At 59.4% G+C, this 18690-nt stretch carries 18 protein-coding genes; 8 read left to right on the forward strand and 10 right to left on the reverse strand.

Annotated features, from left to right (window positions below):
* Positions 1–27: 27 nt before the first annotated feature.
* The 6 genes from C1N56_RS17530 to C1N56_RS17555 all read left to right on the forward strand — a co-directional run bounded on the left by C1N56_RS17530 (position 28) and on the right by C1N56_RS17555 (position 6407).
* Positions 28–1089 (forward strand): ABC transporter substrate-binding protein, encoded by a 1062-nt coding sequence (locus tag C1N56_RS17530; protein WP_394516922.1) that lies wholly within the window; start codon positions 28–30, stop codon positions 1087–1089.
* Positions 1090–1230: 141 nt separating this feature from the next.
* Positions 1231–2040: an alkaline phosphatase family protein gene (locus C1N56_RS17535; protein WP_058770008.1), complete on the forward strand. Its 810-nt coding sequence runs from the start codon at positions 1231–1233 to the stop codon at positions 2038–2040.
* On the forward strand, positions 2040–2891 hold the full coding sequence (locus C1N56_RS17540) for an ABC transporter permease (protein ID WP_394516923.1): 852 nt from the start codon (positions 2040–2042) through the stop codon (positions 2889–2891). The genes C1N56_RS17535 and C1N56_RS17540 overlap by 1 nt, the downstream gene beginning before the upstream one ends.
* A 1-nt stretch (position 2892) precedes the next feature.
* Positions 2893–3678, forward strand: coding sequence for an ABC transporter permease (locus C1N56_RS17545; protein WP_058757571.1), 786 nt, complete (start codon positions 2893–2895; stop codon positions 3676–3678).
* Between the two features lie 2 nt (positions 3679–3680).
* A complete protein-coding gene (locus C1N56_RS17550) occupies positions 3681–4673 on the forward strand; it encodes an ABC transporter ATP-binding protein (protein ID WP_021507867.1) in 993 nt (330 codons plus the stop codon).
* A 108-nt stretch (positions 4674–4781) separates the two neighbouring features.
* Positions 4782–6407 carry a Na/Pi cotransporter family protein gene (locus tag C1N56_RS17555; RefSeq protein ID WP_031279764.1) on the forward strand — a complete coding sequence of 542 codons (1626 nt, stop codon included), beginning with the start codon at positions 4782–4784 and terminating at the stop codon, positions 6405–6407.
* Between the two features lie 81 nt (positions 6408–6488).
* Here the strand turns inward: C1N56_RS17555 and gntU are convergent, their stop codons facing one another.
* From gntU to gntR, 3 genes are all read right to left on the reverse strand, one after another.
* Positions 6489–7829 carry a gluconate transporter gene (gene gntU, locus C1N56_RS17560; RefSeq protein ID WP_394516924.1) on the reverse strand — a complete coding sequence of 447 codons (1341 nt, stop codon included), beginning with the start codon at positions 7827–7829 and terminating at the stop codon, positions 6489–6491.
* Positions 7830–7831: 2 nt separating this feature from the next.
* Positions 7832–8368 carry a gluconokinase gene (gntK, locus tag C1N56_RS17565; RefSeq protein WP_010615889.1) on the reverse strand — a complete coding sequence of 179 codons (537 nt, stop codon included), beginning with the start codon at positions 8366–8368 and terminating at the stop codon, positions 7832–7834.
* A 141-nt stretch (positions 8369–8509) separates the two neighbouring features.
* Entirely contained in the window at positions 8510–9505 is a 996-nt protein-coding gene (gene gntR, locus C1N56_RS17570; protein ID WP_021507996.1) for a gluconate operon transcriptional repressor GntR, read from the reverse strand.
* Between the two features lie 347 nt (positions 9506–9852).
* On the opposite strand from gntR, the gene C1N56_RS17575 reads away from it, so the two are divergent.
* Positions 9853–10356: a GNAT family N-acetyltransferase gene (locus C1N56_RS17575; protein WP_058770006.1), complete on the forward strand. Its 504-nt coding sequence runs from the start codon at positions 9853–9855 to the stop codon at positions 10354–10356.
* A gap of 57 nt (positions 10357–10413) precedes the next feature.
* On the opposite strand, the gene ggt is transcribed toward C1N56_RS17575, so the two are convergent.
* A complete protein-coding gene (gene ggt / locus C1N56_RS17580; RefSeq protein ID WP_021507998.1) occupies positions 10414–12165 on the reverse strand; it encodes a gamma-glutamyltransferase in 1752 nt (583 codons plus the stop codon).
* A gap of 203 nt (positions 12166–12368) precedes the next feature.
* Here ggt and C1N56_RS17585 point away from each other — a divergent pair, with 203 nt between their 5' ends.
* Positions 12369–12665 carry a DUF2756 domain-containing protein gene (locus C1N56_RS17585; RefSeq protein ID WP_058780901.1) on the forward strand — a complete coding sequence of 99 codons (297 nt, stop codon included), beginning with the start codon at positions 12369–12371 and terminating at the stop codon, positions 12663–12665.
* Here the strand turns inward: C1N56_RS17585 and ugpQ are convergent.
* The 6 genes from ugpQ to livF form a co-directional block, all read right to left on the reverse strand.
* Entirely contained in the window at positions 12662–13405 is a 744-nt protein-coding gene (ugpQ, locus tag C1N56_RS17590; RefSeq protein ID WP_394516925.1) for a glycerophosphodiester phosphodiesterase, read from the reverse strand. The genes C1N56_RS17585 and ugpQ overlap by 4 nt on opposite strands.
* Positions 13402–14475, reverse strand: a complete 1074-nt coding sequence (locus C1N56_RS17595) for a sn-glycerol-3-phosphate import ATP-binding protein UgpC (RefSeq protein ID WP_021508001.1) — start codon at positions 14473–14475, stop codon at positions 13402–13404. Before C1N56_RS17595 ends, ugpQ begins: the two co-directional genes overlap by 4 nt.
* Positions 14476–15318, reverse strand: coding sequence for a sn-glycerol-3-phosphate ABC transporter permease UgpE (gene ugpE, locus C1N56_RS17600; protein WP_021508002.1), 843 nt, complete (start codon positions 15316–15318; stop codon positions 14476–14478).
* Entirely contained in the window at positions 15315–16205 is an 891-nt protein-coding gene (gene ugpA, locus C1N56_RS17605) for a sn-glycerol-3-phosphate ABC transporter permease UgpA (RefSeq protein ID WP_058774944.1), read from the reverse strand. Before ugpA ends, ugpE begins: the two co-directional genes overlap by 4 nt.
* Before the next feature lie 61 nt (positions 16206–16266).
* Positions 16267–17583, reverse strand: coding sequence for a sn-glycerol-3-phosphate ABC transporter substrate-binding protein UgpB (gene ugpB, locus C1N56_RS17610; RefSeq protein ID WP_058757579.1), 1317 nt, complete (start codon positions 17581–17583; stop codon positions 16267–16269).
* Between the two features lie 392 nt (positions 17584–17975).
* Entirely contained in the window at positions 17976–18689 is a 714-nt protein-coding gene (gene livF / locus C1N56_RS17615; RefSeq protein ID WP_010615896.1) for a high-affinity branched-chain amino acid ABC transporter ATP-binding protein LivF, read from the reverse strand.
* Between the last annotated feature and the right edge of the window lies 1 nt (position 18690).

Raw genomic sequence — 18690 nt, forward strand, 5'->3', positions numbered from 1 at the left:
CCACAACTTACACCCGGAGCAACCGAGATGAAAGCGTTTATCTCTTCTGTAGTAGCCAGTGCCGTTCTGCTTGCGCTGCCCGCCGCGCAGGCCGCCGATAACGATGTTGCCGCGCTGGAAAAAGCCGCGCGCGCCGAAGGCCAGGTTAACAGCGTCGGTATGCCTGACACCTGGGCCAACTGGAAAGATACCTGGAACGATCTCAGCACCAAATACGGTCTGAAGCAAAGCGATACCGATATGTCTTCGGCGCAGGAGCTGGCGAAGTTTGCCGCCGAGCAGGATAACGCCAGCGCCGATATCGGCGACGTGGGCGCCGCTTTCGGCCCGATTGCCGTCGCCAAAGGCGTGGCGCAACCCTATAAACCGACGCACTGGGATCAAATTCCGGCATGGGCGAAAGACGCCGATGGCAACTGGATGCTGGCCTACACCGGCACCATCGCTTTCCTGATCGACAAGCAGCAGGTGAAAGACGCACCGCACAGCTGGGCCGATCTGAAAAAAGGTAAGTATGTGGTCACTATCGGCGACGTCGGCACGGCTGCTCAGGCGGCAAACGGCGTCCTCGCCGCCAGCTATGCGCTGGGCGGTGACGAGAAGAACATCAAGCCGGCGCTGGCGTTCTTTGGCGAGCTGGCGAAACAGGGCCGCCTTGGCGTGACCGATCCGGTGATCGCCAACATCGAAAAAGGTGAGATTCAGGTCGCCGTGGTGTGGGACTTCAACGGTCTGAACTACCGCGACCAGATTGATAAAAATCGCTACGAAGTGGTGATTCCGTCGGACGGGTCCGTGACTTCTGGCTATACCACCATTATCAACAAATACGCCCGCCACCCGAACGCGGCGAAGCTGGCGCGTGAATACATTCTGTCGGATGAGGGCCAGATCAACCTGGCGAAAGGCTATGCACGCCCGATTCGCGCCGAGCATTTAACGCTGCCGGCAGACGTGCAGGCCAAACTGCTGCCGCAGTCGGAATATAAAAATGCCCGTCCGATCAAAGATCAGGCTGCCTGGGATAAGACCTCAAAACTGCTGCCGCGCCTGTGGCAGGAGAATGTGGTTATTAACATGAAGCAGTAACGCAGACGTTCTGCCAGTCGCACATACCGTAGCGGCGCGATGTATCGCGCATCCGTTTTCCGGCAATGCGCAATACATTGCGCCGGTACCTATCACCAATTTTTACAGGGTGCGCATTCATGCGCACCTGAGGGAGCGGGGATGAAAACAATCCTGGTGGTACTCGATGGGCTGAGTAATCAGGTGGCGCAGCACGCCATGGGCTATCTGTTTGCCGAATGCAAACAGGGCAACGGCCACTATTACACGTTAACCTGCGAACTGCCGTCGCTGTCGCGTCCGCTGTACGAATGCATTCTGACCGGCATTCCGCCGGTGCGCAGCGGCATCATTCACAACGGCGTCAATCGCCTGAGCAATCAGCGCAGTATCTTCCACTACGCGCGCGACGCCGGACTCACTACCGCCGCTGCCGCTTATCACTGGGTGAGCGAACTGTATAACCGCTCGCCGTTCAACGCCGCGCGCGATCGCCACACTAACGCGCCCGACCTGCCGATCCAGTACGGCCATTTCTACTGGGACGACGGTTATCCCGATTCGCATCTGTTCGAGGATGCCGAAAGCCTGCGCCTGCAGCACGATCCCGATTTCCTGCTGATTCACCCAATGAACATCGACGATGCCGGGCACAAGCACAGCCTGTCATCACCGCAGTACCGTAACCGGGCACGAATGGCGGATGGCTATCTGTCGCAGTGGATGCCCGGCTGGCTGGCCGCCGGTTATCAGGTGATTGTCACCGCCGATCACGGCATGAACGACGATCGCTCGCACGGCGGTATTCTGCCGGAAGAGACGCAGGTGCCGCTGTTTGTGTTTGGCCGCGGCTTCTCGCTGCAGCCCGACCTGGAGCCGCAGCAAACCGACCTGTGCGGCACCGTCTGCACCCTGCTCGGCGTCCCGCACGACAAACCGCTGTGTCGCGGTCTGCTGGCGGAGCCGCGCTGATGAAGGGCAAAACCCTGGCCTCGCTGCTGCTGCTGCCGTTCGTGCTGTTCTGGATCGCCTTCCAGCTCGCGCCGCTGCTGTGGATTGCCATCAACAGCTTCTGGAGCGATATCAACGAGCGCTGGGGCATCGATAACTACAGCGATATCCTCACTTCACCGTTCTACCTGCAGGCCTTTCGCCTGTCGCTGGATATTTCGCTGTGGTCGAGCGTTTACGGCCTGCTGATCGCGCTGCTTGCCGGTTATTCGCTGCACAAGCTCGGCAACGGGCGTTTTCAGCGCTTTTTGCTGTCGTTCACTAATATGACCAGCAACTTCGCCGGCGTGCCGCTGGCCTTCGCCTTTGTCATCCTGCTCGGACTTAACGGCTGCCTGACGCTGCTGCTGCGCCACTACGGCTGGCTGGACAGCTTTAAGCTGTTTTCGCGCGACGGCATGGTGCTGGTTTACACCTGGTTCCAGATTCCGCTCGGTATTCTGCTGCTCTATCCGGCGTTTGACGGGCTGCGGAAAGACTGGGAAGAGTCGGCGGCACTGCTTGGTGCCAGCCGCTGGCGCTACTGGTGGCACATCGGCCTGCCGATTCTGTTTCCGGCGCTGCTCGGCACCTTTGTGATTTTGCTGGCCAACGCGCTGGGCGCCTACGCCACCATTTACGCGCTGACCACCGGCAACTTCAACGTGGTGCCGGTGCGCATCGCCGCGCTGGTGTCAGGCGATATCTCGCTCGATCCCAATACCGGCGGCGCGCTGGCGATGCTGCTGGTGCTGATTATGGCGCTGATTACCGTGGTGCAGCAGTATCTGGTGCGTCGCAGCTATCTGCATGCCCGCGTACAGGAGTCCTGACATGTCTCGCGTCGAAAAACTCTACCATCGCCTGATTGTCTGGCTGCTGCTGATCGTGCTCGCCGCACCGCTGCTGGCGACGCTGCTGTACGGCATCTCCAGCGAGTGGAGCGATACCATTCTGCCGCAGGGCTTTACCCTGAAGTGGCTGACGCAGCTGTGGAGCGATCCGCGCTTCCTCACCGCGCTCGGTCATTCGCTGCTGATCTGCGTGGGTGCGCTGCTGTTCTCCCTTCTGCTGGTGCTGCCTGCGATGTTTGTAATCGCTTACTACTATCCAAAACTGGACGCGGTGATGAACGTGTTGATTCTGATGCCGTTTGCCGTGCCGCCGGTAGTCTCGTCGGTCGGGCTGCTGCAGCTCTACTCCTCGGGCCCGCTGATGCTGACCGGCACGCCATGGATTCTCATCGGCTGTTACTTCACCATTGCGTTGCCGTTTATCTACCGCGCCATTGCCAACAATATGCAGGCCATCAACCTGAAAGAGCTGATTGACGCGGCTCATCTGCTGGGCGCCAGCACCTGGCAGGCAGCCCTGTTTGTGGTGCTGCCAAATCTGCGCAAAGGGGTGTTCATTGCCGTGCTGCTCTCCTTCTCCTTTCTGATTGGTGAGTTTGTCTTTGCTAACCTGCTGGTCGGCACCCGCTATGAAACGCTGCAGGTTTATCTCTACAACATGCGCAACGGCAGCGGGCATTTCACCAGCGCGCTGGTGATCTCTTATTTTGCGGTTGTCCTGCTGGTCACCTGGCTGGCCAATGCCCTCAATCCTGAACGAGGCTGACCATGAGTTACCTGAACGTTACCCAACTGAATAAAAGCTACGGCCCGACCACCATTTTTGAAAACATCGATTTCAGCGCCGACGAAGGTGAGTTTGTCACCCTGCTCGGCCCGAGCGGCTGCGGCAAGTCAACACTGCTGCGCTGCATCGCCGGCCTGACTGATGTCGACAGCGGCACCATTCTGCTGCAGGGCCAGGATCTGGTGCCGTTGCCGCCGCAGAAACGTACCATTGGCATGGTGTTCCAGAGCTATGCGCTGTTTCCCAATATGACGGTAGAGAAGAACGTCGCGTTTGGCCTGAAGATGCAGAAACTGCCCGCCGGCGAGATTCAGCAACGCGTGATGGAAGCGCTGGCGCTGGTGGAGCTGACCGACTTCGCGCGCCGCTATCCGCACCAGCTGTCGGGTGGTCAGTGTCAACGCGTGGCGCTGGCGCGTTCGCTGGTGACGCGGCCGCGTCTGCTGCTGCTGGATGAACCACTGTCGGCGCTGGACGCCCGCATTCGCCGCCATCTGCGCGAGCAGATTCGCCACATTCAGCAGGAGCTGAAGCTGACCACCATTTTTGTCACCCACGATCAGGAAGAGGCGCTGACGCTGTCGGACCGTATTGTGCTGATGAACCGCGGTCGCATTGTGCAAAACGGCAACGCGGAAACGCTCTATACCCAGCCGGTGGATCTGTTCGCCGCGGGCTTTATTGGCAACTACAACCTGCTGAGTGCCGAACAGGCAACGCAGCTGACCGGTCAGCCGTTCAGCAGCCAGGTGGCGATTCGTCCGGAATCCATCCAGCTGTGCGCACCGCAGGCAGGCATCGCGGCCACCATTCTCAGCCATAGCCTGCTCGGGAACGTGATCCGCTATCGCGTGCTGGCGAATCAGGTCGAGTTGTCGGTGGATGTGCTCAACCGCAGCGTGGCAGATTTACACCCCGCCGGCATGCAGATTGGACTACAGTTAGAGATGTCGACGTTGCGCCAGGTCGCTTAAATTAAACGAAAAATTGGCAACGCAGCGCGACGCAGGTATTTATCGGCTGTGCTTATCGCCAGGCAGGCAGCCGCCTGTTTTCTGCCTGGCGCATAGGAGCCTTTATTCGTGCTAACCCTGCTTAACCTTCTCTCCGCCGTCGCCCTGCTGGTATGGGGCACCCACATTGTCCGCACCGGCGTGATGCGCGTGTACGGTGCCGATCTGCGTCGCGTGTTAAGCCGCAGCGTGGAAAAAAAACCGATGGCGTTTCTTGCCGGGATTGGCGTTACCGCGCTGGTGCAGAGCAGTAACGCCACCACGTTATTAGTCACCTCGTTTGTGGCGCAGAATCTGGTCAGCCTGACGCCCGCGCTGGTGGTGGTGCTGGGAGCCGACGTCGGTACCGCCATCATGGCGCGCATCCTGACCTTCGATCTCTCCTGGCTGTCGCCGCTGTTTATCTTTTTTGGCGTGGTATTTTTCCTCAGCCGCAAACAGACGCGCGCCGGTCAGATCGGACGCGCAGCTATCGGCCTCGGGCTGATTCTGCTGGCGCTGCAGCTGATTGTCGCCGCCGCCAAACCCATTACGCAGGCCGCCGGCGTGCAGGTGCTGTTCTCGACGCTGACCGGCGATATCATGCTGGATGCGCTGATTGGCGCGGTATTCGCCATCATCAGCTACTCCAGCCTGGCTGCGGTGCTGATTACCGCCACGCTGACCGCCACCGGCGTTATCTCGTTCAAAGTGGCGCTGTGTCTGGTAATTGGGGCTAACCTCGGCAGCGGCTTGCTGGCGATGATCAACGCCAGCGGATCCAATGCTGCCGGCAAGCGGGTGGCGCTCGGCAGCCTGTTGTTCAAGCTGATTGGCAGCATCGTTATTTTGCCGTTTGTCGATTACATCGCCGATCTGCTGGATAAGCTGCCGGTTAACGATGAAGAGATGGTGATCTTCTTCCACGTGTTCTACAACCTGGTGCGCTGTCTGGTGATGGTGCCGTTTGCCGAACCGATGGCGCGTCTGTGCCGCCGCATGATCGCCGACGATGCGGAAAACCAGACCCATCTCAAACCTAAGCACCTCGACAGCAGCGCGCTGGATACCCCGGCGCTGGCGCTGGCCAACGCGGCGCGGGAAACGCTGCGCATTGGCGATGTGGTGGAGCAGATGCTGGAGAGCTTCAACAAGGTGGTGATGGGCGAACTGCGCGAGGAGCGCGCAGTGCGGCGGCTGGATGATGATGTGGATGTGCTGTACACCGCCATTAAGCTCTATCTGGCGCGCATGCCGAAGGAGGATCTGGCGGAAGAGGATTCACGCCGCTGGGCCGAGGTGATTGAGATGGCGCTGAATCTGGAGCAGGCAGGCGACATTATCGAGCGCATGAGCGCCGACGTGGCGGACAAATCGCTGCAGGCGCGCCGGGCGTTTTCGCCGGAAGGGCTGGAAGAGCTGAATTCGCTGCAGGAGCAGGTGTTAAGCAACCTGCGCCTGAGCCTGTCGGTGTTTCTGTCGCACGACGTCACCAGCGCGAAGCGCCTGCGCCGTGCCAAGCACCGTTTCCGCATCCTGATTCGCCGTTATTCCCACGCCCACGTCGAGCGCCTGCACCGGCAGAATGTGCAAAGCATCGAAACCAGTTCGCTGCATTTAGGTTTGCTGGGAGATATGAAGCGCCTGAATTCGCTGTTCTGCGCGGTGGCGTACACCGTGCTGGACCAGCCGGACGATGAGCGCGAGGTGGATTGATCATTTTTACAACGCGCGATAAATCGCGCCGCTACAGGCTGTGCATTAATCTGTAACGGCGCAATTTATTGCGCATTGCCATTACGACAACAAACTAAACGCGATCATCCCGACGATGGCGCCGGTGGTGCCGAGAATCGTCTCCATCAGCGTCCAGGTCTTCAGCGTCTCGCCTTCGGTGGCACCGGTGAAGCGGCCAAACAGCCAGAAACCGGCATCGTTGACGTGGCTGATAATAATCGAGCCGCCGCCAATGCAGATCGACAGCGCCGCCAGCTGCGCACCGCTGTAATGCAACGGTTCAATCACCGGCATCACCAGCCCGACGGTGGTTAAACAGGCCACCGTGGCCGAGCCCTGAATCACCCGAATCGCGCCGGAGAGAATAAAACAGGCCAGCGCAACCGGCATGCCGGCACCGGTCAGCGCGTGGCCCAGCACCGGACCAACGCCGGAATCCACCAGCACCTGCTTGAACACGCCGCCCGCACCAATCACCAGCAGAATAATCCCCGCCGGCTGCAGCGCACTGCCGCATACCTGCATCACCTTCTCTTTATCCATGCCCTGACGGTAAGCCAGGCCGTAAATCGCTACCAGCAGCGCCAGCAGGATGGCGGTAAACGGATGGCCGATAAACTCCAGCCACGCATACAGACGTGAATCCGGTGTGGTAAAGCGCGCGCCGATGGTTTTCAGCCCGACCAGCAGCAGCGGGAACAGAATCAGCGACAGGCTAAAGCCAAACGACGGCAGCTGGCCCTCGCTGACGTCCGGCTGATGATCTTCCGGCGGCGCGCTGAAAGTCACATGGCGCGCAATCAGGTTGCCGAACAGCGGACCGGCAATCAGCATGCCGGGAATCGCCGCGCACAATCCCAGCAGGATCATCCAGCCAAAGTCAGCGTGCATCTGCGCCGCCAGCAGCATCGGTGCCGGTCCGGGCAGCAAAAAGGCAGCCGCGGCGGCGACGCCGGCAAACAGCGGGATCACCAGTTTGACCAGATTATCGTGGGTACGGCGTGCCACAGCGAAGGCGATGCTGATCAACAACACCACGGCCACTTCAAAGAACAGCGGCAGCGCACAGATCAGCCCGGCAATGCCCATCGCATAGTGCGCGCGCCGCTCGCCAAAGGTTTTCAGCATGCGAATGGCGATCTGATCGACCGCACCGGTTTCATGCAGAATTTTGCCGAACATGGCGCCCAGCGCTACCACAATGGCGAGAAAGCCGAGCGTGCCGCCCATGCCCTTTTGCATGGTCTCAGCAATTTTATCCAGCGGCATACCGGAGAACAGACCGGCACCCATCGACACTAACATCAGAGCGACAAAGGCGTGCATACGCGCTTTCATCACCAAAAACAGCAGCAGCAGGACAGAGCCTGCTGCGGTTAACACCAGCGTTGCGGTACTCATGACTAACCCTTGTTGATTGCGCCCTCGATGGTCGCAACCGTGGCCGCAACTACCTCATCCAGTGAGTGATTGATATCGACAACCAGCACATCCGGCTCGTCGGCACCCGGTTCCTGCAGGGTTTCAAACTGTGTCACCAGCATCTGCGGTTTGAAGAAGTGGCCTTTGCGCGCCTTGAGACGAGACTCAATGGTGGCAAAATCGCCCTTCAGATAGATGAATTTCAGGTTGTGGTTGCCCTGACGCAGGATGTCGCGATAGGACTTTTTCAGCGCTGAACAGACGATGATCGAGATCGCCTGGGTGCGCTGCATCGCGAACGCCGCATCATTCAGCGCCTGCAGCCACGGCTGGCGATCGTCGTCGTTCAGCGGATGGCCTTCCGCCATTTTGGTGATGTTGCTGCGTGGATGCAGGAAATCACCATCCAGAAACGCGGTGCTGAGCTGATGAGACACCTGATTGGCGACGGCAGACTTTCCGCTGCCGGAAACACCCATCAGGATAAAGACGTGGTGCGATGGAGATGGCGTGGTCATGGTTTTGCGCTCCGGCAGGTTAAGCTGCCAATGTTACCGATAACAATTTTGATTGCCATTGTCCGAGCGCGCTCAGACGCTGGCAACCCTTGTCAGGCGGAAAAGCACGAAAGTGTGAACTGACTCAAAAAATCGCCAAAATCAGATGCTGCCACCTTCGGCAATCTCAAAACCGACATCCAGCGGCGCGGTCACGCTGCGATCGCCGCCAATCCGCGCCAGCAGCATAGCGGCTGATTCACGCCCCATGCGTTCGCGTGGCGTCAGCACCGTAGCCAGCCGCGGATTGACCACCTGCGTGATGTCGTGGCCGTGAAAGCCGGCGATCGCCATCTGCTCCGGCACGCGCAACCCCTGGCGCTGGCACTCAAACATCGCGCCTACCGCCAGGTCATCATTGGTACAGAACAGGCTGTCAGTGTGCGGATAGCGCTTCTGCGCCTCGCGCAGCAACTGGGCACCGGCGCTGAAGGAGGAGGCATCTTCCATCATGACGCTGTGTGGCGTCAGCCCGGCTTCGCGCATCGCCTGTTCGTAGCCCTGCTGCTTTTGCAGCGTACGCTCATCGAGGCGCGCGCCCAGATAGACGGTGTGACGATGGCCTTTCCTGAGGATAGCATGCGTCATCTGCCGCGCCGCCTCGACGTTGTCGAAGCCCACGGCCATATCAAGACACGGCGTGACGCAATCCATCATTTCGATCACCGGAATGCCCGCCACTTCCAGCATGCGCAGCGTGCCCGGCGTATGGGAACGTTCGGTGAGGATCACGCCATCAATGTTCCAGCCCAGCAGCGAACGCAGCTGCAGCTCCTCTTTGTGCGGGTTATAGCCGAAGTGCGCCACCAGCGTCTGATAGCCCGCTTCATCGGTCACGGTTTCAATGCCGCGCAGCACGTCGGCAAACACCTGGTTGGTGAGCGAGGGCAGCAGCACGCCAATCGCGCGGCTGGTGGCGTTAGAGAGCATGTCGGGCGCACGGTTGGGGATATAGCCGAGTTCATCCAGCGCCACGGCGATTTTGTCGCGCAGCGCCGCAGAGACCTGATCGGGGTTCCGCAGGTAGCGGCTGACGGTCATTTTTGTGATGCCGACGCGATCGGCAACATCCTGTAATACCGGTCTTTTCTTCTTCATCGTGTGCGCCTGAGGTCAGAGATACGCTGAGTTTATCATTTTTTTGTCATGTTATGCCGTTGCGGCCACGGAAGGAGAAGAGGGATTAAGTGCTGAGGACGGCGTTCGGCTGAGGCGCAGGCAAAAAAAAAGCCAGCACCCGAGCTGGCTAAGAAACACTGGAAGCAATGTGAGCAATGTCGTGCTTACCCGGTTTGTCAGGAGACGCTGCCGGATTCGCGTTGACAATAATAATCATTATCATTCGCGTCTGTAAAGCCCTTTCCCGATTTTTTTACCGTTGACGTTGCGTGCGAATTCCCTGATGTTAAAGGGGATTTCATTCACTGAGTGCAAGGAGCTGCTTTATGAGTCAGGTTACTGTTCGTCACGCAACGCCCGAAGATGCCGCCGTTCTGACGCGTATCTATAGCCAGCCGGAAACTCAGGCGGGCACGCTGCATCTGCCGTATCAGTCACCGTCACTCTGGCAGGAGCGGCTCGCGAATCCCCGTCCCCATGTCACCATGCTGGTGGCCTGTATTGACGGGCAGGTTGTCGGTCAGCTGACGCTGGAAGTTATGGCGGTGGCACGCCGCCGTCACTGCGCCACTATCGGCATGGGCGTTGATCCGGCATTCCATCGGCGCGGCGTGGGTAAAGCGCTGATGGCGGCGATGGTGGATCTGTGCGACAACTGGCTGCAGGTCACGCGGATTGAACTGACGGTGTTTGCGGATAACCACCAGGCCATGGGTTTGTATCAGCAGTTTGGTTTTGAGATTGAAGGTACCGCCAGAGGTTTCGCGGTCCGCGACGGCCAGATGATCGATACGCACTACATGGCGCGTCTGAAAGGGAATGCGCGATGAATCGCGCCGCTACCGGCCGGTGCACGGTGAGGTAGCGGCGCAATTTATTGCGCGACGTTAATACCCGGCACTCAAATCATCCACCGAGCGCGGGTCGGACGCGCCGTAGCGCATGCCGTCCGGGCCAATCATGATGCTCTGCGTGCTGCCCATCGCCGGCAGCACTTTCACATGCTGACCTTTTGCTTCCAGCAGACGCAGCGTATCCGGGCTGAAGCCCTTCTCGACGCGCAGCTGATCCGGCAGCCACTGATGGTGGAAGCGCGGCGCATTGGTGGCTTCCGCCACGTTCATGCCGAAATCGATACTGTTCACCACCATTTGCAGCACGGTAGTGATAATCCGACTACCGCCCGGGCTGCCGGTCACCAGCCAGGTTTTACCGTCTTTCGCCACAATGGTTGGCGACATCGATGACAGCGGACGTTTGGCCGGCTGAATCGCGTTCGCCTCACCGCCCACCAGGCCATAGACGTTTGGCGTGCCCGGCTTGGCGGAGAAATCATCCATTTCATTGTTCATCAGAATGCCGCTGTTACCGGCCACCACGCCGCTGCCAAAGTAGGTATTCAGCGTGTAGGTCACCGCCACCGCGTTGCCGTCTTTATCCACCACCGAGAAGTGAGTGGTTTGATTGCTCTCGTACGGTGCCAGCTTGCCGGGCTTGATGTCGGCTGAGGGGCGCGCCTTGTTGACATCAATCTGCTGGGCCAGCGTTTTGGCGTAGGCTTTGCTGGTCAGCGCCTGCTGCGGCACTTTAACGAAGTCGGGATCGCCGAGATACTCGGAGCGGTCGGCGTAGGCATATTTTTCCGCTTCGGCCATAACCTGCATCGCGTCCGCGCTGCCGAAGCCCCATTTCGCCAGGTCGAAGTTTTCCAGGATATTGAGGATCTGCACGATATGAATGCCGCCGGACGACGGTGGCGGCATGGAGAACACCTCGTAGCCACGGTAGCTGCCGCTCACCGGCTTGCGTTCCACTGCGCGGTAGGCCGCCAGATCCGCCTTGCCAATCAGTCCGCCGTGCTGCGCCATTTCGGCAGCGATCTCATCGGCAATTTTGCCTTTGTAGAAAGCATCCGGCCCCTGTTGGGCAATCAGCTGCAGGCTGTGCGCGAGGTTTTTCTGCACCAGGCGATCGCCCTTCTGGTAAGGCTGACCGTCGGCTTTGTAGAAAATGGCGCGACTGTTGTCGTGGTTGATCAGGTTCTCTTTACCGTAGGTAGCGAGATCGTCAGCCAGCGCATCGTTAACGATGATGCCGTCGCGCGCCAGTTTGATCGCCGGCGCCAGCAGCGTGCTGAGCGGCAGCGTGCCGTACTTCTGCGCCGCCAGGGCAAAACCGGCTACGGTGCCCGGCGTGCCGGACGCCAGATGAGAAGTGAGTGATAACTTACTATCCGCGTTGCCCTGCTTATCCAGGAACATATCGCGCGAGGCACGCGCCGGCGCCATCTCGCGGAAATCAATGGCGGTGGTGCGGCCGGCAGCGGTGCGCAGCAGCATAAAGCCGCCACCGCCCAGGTTACCCGCCTGCGGGTGAGTGACCGCCAGCGCAAAGCCCACCGCAATCGCTGCATCTACCGCGTTACCCCCTTGTTTGAGGATATCGACGCCCACCCGGGTTGCCATGGCGTCCACTGACGCAACCATTCCGTGCTGCGCTTTCACCGGGTGAAAGGTGTCGCTGTCGACGCCATATGACACCGGCGGTGCGCTGGCTGGCGCTGCCTGCGCCCCCTGCACCACGGTAAAACTCATTAACAGCGCCCAGCCGAACTGGCGCACACCGTTATGTATCCTCATCCCGCCACCATCCTTTCAGTTGTTTACATTTGTTATTGATTGCTGCAAGTGTTTGCAAATACTGTAAAAAAGATAGCAGTTAAGCCAAATTAGGTGCACTCCTGGTTTTGGGGTTTGTGATATCGCATAAACTTATGGTTGCGGCGGTTGCTGCCGGGTGGCGAGCAACCTCACACAGCAGGCCGCACTGATGGAGGAACACCATGAAAAAATGGCTGATTGTTATCGCGGCACTGATGCCGCTGAGCGGCATGGCGAACATGCTGAACAACACTAACCAACCGAATCAACCCGGCTATAACCCAAGCCAGCAGCGGATGCAGACGCGCATGCAGATCCAGCAGCAGCAACAGCAGCAGCAGTTGCGTCAGGATCAGCAGCAGCAAAATCAGGAGATGCAGCGCAAGCTGCAGGAGCGGCGCGATAGCGCCCGGCAGCGCGTGATTCAGTCGCAGCCGGGCCAGCAGAACAGCAATGCGCAGACGCAGTACGGCAATTAACGGAAGTCCGGGCCGATAGCATCAATGCGATCGGTACAGATGGCATCCACGCCCCAGCTCAGCAGCTCGCGCGCCCGCGCGGGCTGATTCACGGTATACACCAGAATACGCAGACCGGCGGCTTTAAGCGCGGCGGTGCGTCCGGCGTCCAGTAAGCGATGATTTAAATGGATGGAGACGCAGTCGAGCGCGGCGGTCAGCGCCTGCCAGTCGTCGTGCCACTCATCCAGCAGCAGGCCGCGCGGCAGCTCCGGCGCGGCCTGCATCGCCGCTTCCAGCGCCGCGTACGAGAACGAGGACAGCAGCGGTGCCGTTTGTCCCTGCCACAGCGTTCGTGCGGCCAGCGCCACATCACGTCCGGTTTCCACCTCTGTACCGCTGCTGGGTTTGATCTCAATGTTGGCCATCATCTGATGCTGGCGGCAGCGCGCGGCCACCTCGCTCAGCAATGCCAGCGGTTCACCGTCAAATTCACGGCTAAACCAGCTGCCGGCATCCAGCTGCGCCAGCTGCTGCCACGGCAGATCGCCCGCCACGCCCCAGCCGTTGCTGGTGCGGTCCAGCGTGTCATCGTGCAGCAGGAAAATCTGCTTATCCTGTGACAGTTTGGCGTCGAATTCGATCATGGTATGACCGTAGTGCGCGCCGACATCAATCGCCGCCAGGGTGTTTTCCGGGGCCAGCCTGCCGCCGCCGCGATGCGCAACAATGTGCGGATAGGGCCAGTTTTTTACACTCATTCCAGACGCTTTCCATGGGTAGAATCGAAGAAGTGTAACGCATCTGGCGGCAGTTGTAGCCACAGGCTGCTGCCAGCCTGCGGCCGCTCGCTGTGCGGCAAACGCACCACCAGCCGCGTGTTGCCAATGTGGCCATGCGCAAGATTGTCCGCGCCGAGGATCTCCAGCGTATCCACCACCAGCGGCACACCGCCGGCCTCACGGCTGCTGAGCTGAATATGCTCGGGACGAATGCCGAGCGTCAGCGGACGGTTGGCCCATCGCGCTTTGCCTGCGCCGAGCGGCAGGCTGTTGAGCGCGTCGAGCGTAAAGCGCGAGCCATCGCTATTGATCTGACCGGGTAGCAGGTTCATCGCCGGCGCGCCGATGAACGACGCAACAAACTGACTGGCCGGACGCTCATACACCTCCACCGGCGTGCCCACCTGCTCCACCACGCCTTTATTCATCACCATCACGCGCTGCGCCAGCGTCATGGCTTCAACCTGATCGTGCGTGACGTACAGGCTGGTGGTTTTCAGCCGGCGGTGCAGTTGCTGCAGCTCCAGACGCATCTGCACTCGCAGGCGCGCATCCAGGTTCGACAGCGGCTCATCAAACAGAAACACTGCCGGTTCCCGCACGATGGCGCGGCCCATGGCCACGCGCTGACGCTGGCCGCCGGAGAGCTCGCGCGGACGGCGCTGCAACAGGTGATCAAGCTCCAGACTGCGCGCCGCATCCATCACCCGCTGGGTAATCTGTTCCTTGCCCATGCCGCGGATCTTCAGGCCGTAAGCCATGTTTTCTCCCACCGTCATGTGCGGGTAGAGCGCGTAATTCTGGAATACCATGGCGATGCCGCGATCTTTCGGCTCCATGTCGGTGACGCGCCGATCATCGATGTAGATATCGCCCGACGTGACGCGCTCCAGCCCGGCCACCATGCGCAGCAGCGTCGATTTTCCACAGCCGGATGGGCCGACCATCACCATAAATTCACCGTCATTGATGGTGATGTTCAGCGGCTGAATGATTTGGTTTTTGCCGTCATACGATTTCGTAACGGTCTGAAGGGTTACCGCTGCCATCTATTTCTCACTCTCCACCAGGCCACGCACAAAAGCGCGCTGCATCACAAGCACCACCACCACCGGTGGGATCAGGGTTAATAACATCGCCGCCATCACTTCGTTCCACTGCGTCGGACCGCCGCTGGTGTTGATCATACTTTTCACCCCCGCCACGGCAGTGCTCAGGCCGGCATCGTTGATGATCAGCAGCGGCCACAGATACTGGTTCCAGCCGTAAATAAAGGTGATGACAAACAGCGCGGCGAGATTGGTTTTTGACAGCGGCAGCACGATATCCCAGAAGAAACGCATCGGGCTGGCGCCGTCAATGCGCGCCGCTTCAATCAGTTCATCCGGCAGCGACATAAAAAACTGGCGGAACAGGAACGTGGCGGTCGCGGAGGCCATCAGCGGCAATGTCAGACCGCTGTAACTGTCCAGCATGTGCAGCGTGGAGATCACCTCCACCGTCGGGAAAATACGCACTTCTACCGGCAGCATCAGGGTGATAAAGATCAGCCAGAAAAACAGCGTGCGCAGCGGAAAGCGAAACCACACCAGCGCAAAAGCCGAGAGCATCGACACCGTGATTTTGCCCACGGTGATGCCCAGCGCCATGATCAGGCTGTTCAGCATCATCAGGCCAAACGCCGCGCTGCCGTTGACGCCATCGCGCCAGATGTGGGTGATGTTGTCGATGAGATGCGGGCCCGGCACCAGCGTCATCGGCACCTGATACACCGCGTTGTTATCCAGCGTCGCGGCGACAAACGCCACGTACAGCGGGAACAGAATGGTCAGCACCCCCAGCGCCAGCAGCGTGTGGGCGAAGATATCCAGCCCGCGTCGATTTTCAATCATTGGTATTGCACCTTACGCTCGACAAAGCGGAATTGCAGAATGGTCAGGCCGATAACCAGCAACATCAGCACCACCGACTGCGCGGCGGACGACGAGAGATCGAGCCCGGTGAAGCCTTCGCGGTAGATTTTGTAGATCAGCGTGGTTGTAGCCTGTACCGGCCCGCCGCCGGTGGCAGCATCAATCACCGGGAAGGTGTCGAAAAAGGCGTAAACCAGATTCACCACCAGCAGGAAAAAGCTGACCGGCGTAATCAGCGGCAGCGACAGATTAAAGAAACGGCGCACCGGTCCGGCACCGTCAATCGCCGCGGCTTCCACCAGCGATTTAGGAATGGACTGCAGCGCGGCAAAGAAAAACAGGAAGTTGTAGCTCATTTGCTGCCAGATCGACGCTAATACGATCAGGAACATCGCCTGACCGCTGTTCTGCGCATAGTTCCAGTTGTAGCCAAACTGGTTCAGCAGATGGCTGAACAGCCCCAGCCCCGGATTGAACAGGAACATCCACAGCACCGCCGCAACCACCGGCGCTACCGCATACGGCAGCAGCAGCAGCGTCTGATAGAGCTTTTTCAGCCGGATAACGTAATCCACCAGCGCCGCCAGCAGCAGCGAGAATGTCATGCCGCATACCGTCACCAGCGCGCTAAACACGAGGGTGGTCCAGAACGAATCAAGGTAGTAGTCGTCACTGAACAGGCGGCGGAAGTTATCAAGGCCAACAAAGGTGCTGGAGATGCCAAACGGATCGATGCTTTGCAGCGAGTACCACAGCGCCTCTCCGGCGGGCCAGAGAAAAAAGATCGCGGTGATCGCCAGCTGCGGGGCCACCAGCAGATACGGCAACAAACGGGCGCGGAAAACCGGACGTGATGATGAGGACATAGCAGGCTCGTCAGAAAGAGACAGCGGGACGGACATACCCGTCCATCCCGCCATTACGGAGTTACTTCACTTGCTGTTCAAAGCGACGCAGCAGTTCGTTGCCGCGTTTCACCGCGTTGTCCAGCGCTGCCTGTGGCGACTGTTTCCCGGTCCACACGCCTTCCAGCTCTTCGTCGACGATGGTACGAATCTGCGGCATGTTGCCCAGACGCATCCCTTTGGTGAACGGCAGCGGATCTTTATTCAGCATCTGCCGCGTGGCGATGTCGGCGCCCGGGTTTTTGTCATAAAAGCCCTGCTGTTTGGTCAGCTCATAAGCCGCGGTGGTGATCGGCAGATAACCGGTTTTCTGGTGCCATTCTGCCGCAATATCCGGCTGGGCGAGGAACTTCATGAACTCCGCCGCGCCTTTGTAAGTCGCTGCATCTTTGCCTTTCATCACCCACAAGCTGGCGCCACCGATAATGGCGTTCTGCGGTGCGTTCGGCACGGTGTCATCGTACGGCATCATGCCCACGCCAAAGTTGAATTTGGCGTAATGCTTAATGTCGGCCAGCGAACCGGATGAGGCGGTGGTGATACCGCAGTCGCCGTTGTAGAACTTGGACGTCGACTCGTCTTTACGGCCAAAGTAGGTGAAATCACCTTTCTTATTCATCTCTTCCAGCAGCTGGATGTGGCGCACCTGCACGGGTTTGTTGAACTCCAGCACCGCGTCGGTACCGTCAAAGCCGTTGTTTTTGGTGGCAACCGGCAGGCCATGCCAGGCGCTGAAGTTTTCGATCTGAATCCAGCCCTGCCAGCCGCTGGCATAGCCGCAGCTCATGCCGGCTTTACGCAGCGCGGCGGCATCCTGCGCCAGCGCCTGCCAGGTTTTCGGTGGCTGATCCGGGTTAAGACCGGCTTTTTTGAACGCGTCTTTGTTGTAGTACAGCACCGGCGTGGAGCTGTTAAACGGCTGTGAGATCAGCTGGCCGTTGCTGTCGCTGTAGTAACCGGCAACGGCAGGAACAAACTGTTTCGGGTCCATCGGCACGCCGGCGTCTTTAAACACTTCATGCACCGGCACGATGGCTTTAGAGGCCATCATGGTGGCGGTGCCCACTTCGTAAACCTGCAGAATGGCCGGTGCCTTACCGCTGCGCACCGCAGCGATACCCGCAGCCAGGCTCTGCTCGTAGTTGCCTTTGTAGGTCGGAACGATTTTGTAATCCGGGTGAGCCTGGTTAAAACGCTGTGCCAGAGAATCGACTTCTTTGCCTAACTCGCCTTCCATTGAGTGCCAGAAAGGGATTTCGGTAGCAGCCAGCGCATTACCGCTGATCGCCAGACCGAGCAGCAGACTCATCAGGCGGGGACGAAGCGTAAAAGCGGACATAAGGGTTTCCTGTGCTTGTGGCGCGCGCGATATCACGCATTTTTTGTTCGCGAAGTAACATGACACGAGGAAATGACGGAAAAATAACAGGATTATGACGGGAATATGACGGGGTTAGTGCGCGCTGATGCCCTCACCCCGGCCCTCTCCCACAGGGAGAGGGAGATGAAAGGCCGTGCGCGCTGATGCCCTCACCCCGGCCCTCTCCCACGGGGAGAGGGGGATAAAAGGCGGTGCGCTGATGCCTTCTTCTGCAGGGCGAGAGAAGTCCGGGAGGATGCCAGGATAGCAACCTGGCCTGAAAAACGCTGCCGTACGGTTCCCTCTCCCGCGTGCGGGAGAGGGTTAGGGTGAGGGCAAATCACCGCACCAACGTCATGACCACAGCCAGGTCAGGCGCCTAAATACGCGCTTCGCACCGCTTCATTGGATAACAACGCTTCACCGCTATCCTCCAGCACCACGTGACCATTCTCCAGCACGTAGCCGCGATCGGCCAGCTTCAGCGCCTGGTTGGCGTTCTGCTCGACGAGGAAGATGGTCATGCCCTCTTTACGCAGCTGTTCGATGGTGTCGAAAATCTGCTGGATAATGATCGGCGCCAGACCCAGCGACGGCTCGTCCAGCAGCAGCAGGCGCGGCTGGCTCATGAGCGCGCGGCCAATCGCCAGCATCTGCTGCTCACCGCCGGACATGGTGCCGGCGCGCTGCACTTTGCGCTCCGCCAGCCGGGGGAACAGCTGATAAACGCGCTCAATGCGCTCCTGATACTGCTGACGCGTCGCGAAAAAGCCGCCCATCGCCAGGTTCTCTTCCACCGTCATGCGCGAAAATACGCGCCGGCCTTCCGGTACGATGGCAATCGCTTCACGCATGATTTTTGCCGTCTGCCAGTCGGTAATGGTTTTGCCATCAAAGGTGATGGTGCCGCTGGTGGCGCGCGGCTCGCCACACAGCGTACCGAGCAGCGTGGTTTTACCCGCGCCGTTCGCGCCAATCAGCGTCACGATTTCGCCCTGACTGATGTGCAGATTAATGTTATGCAGTGCCTGGATCGGGCCATAGTGCGCACTGACACCCTGTAAAGTTAAAATCGGGTTCGCCATG

This window comes from Pantoea sp. SGAir0175 (assembly GCF_043547855.1).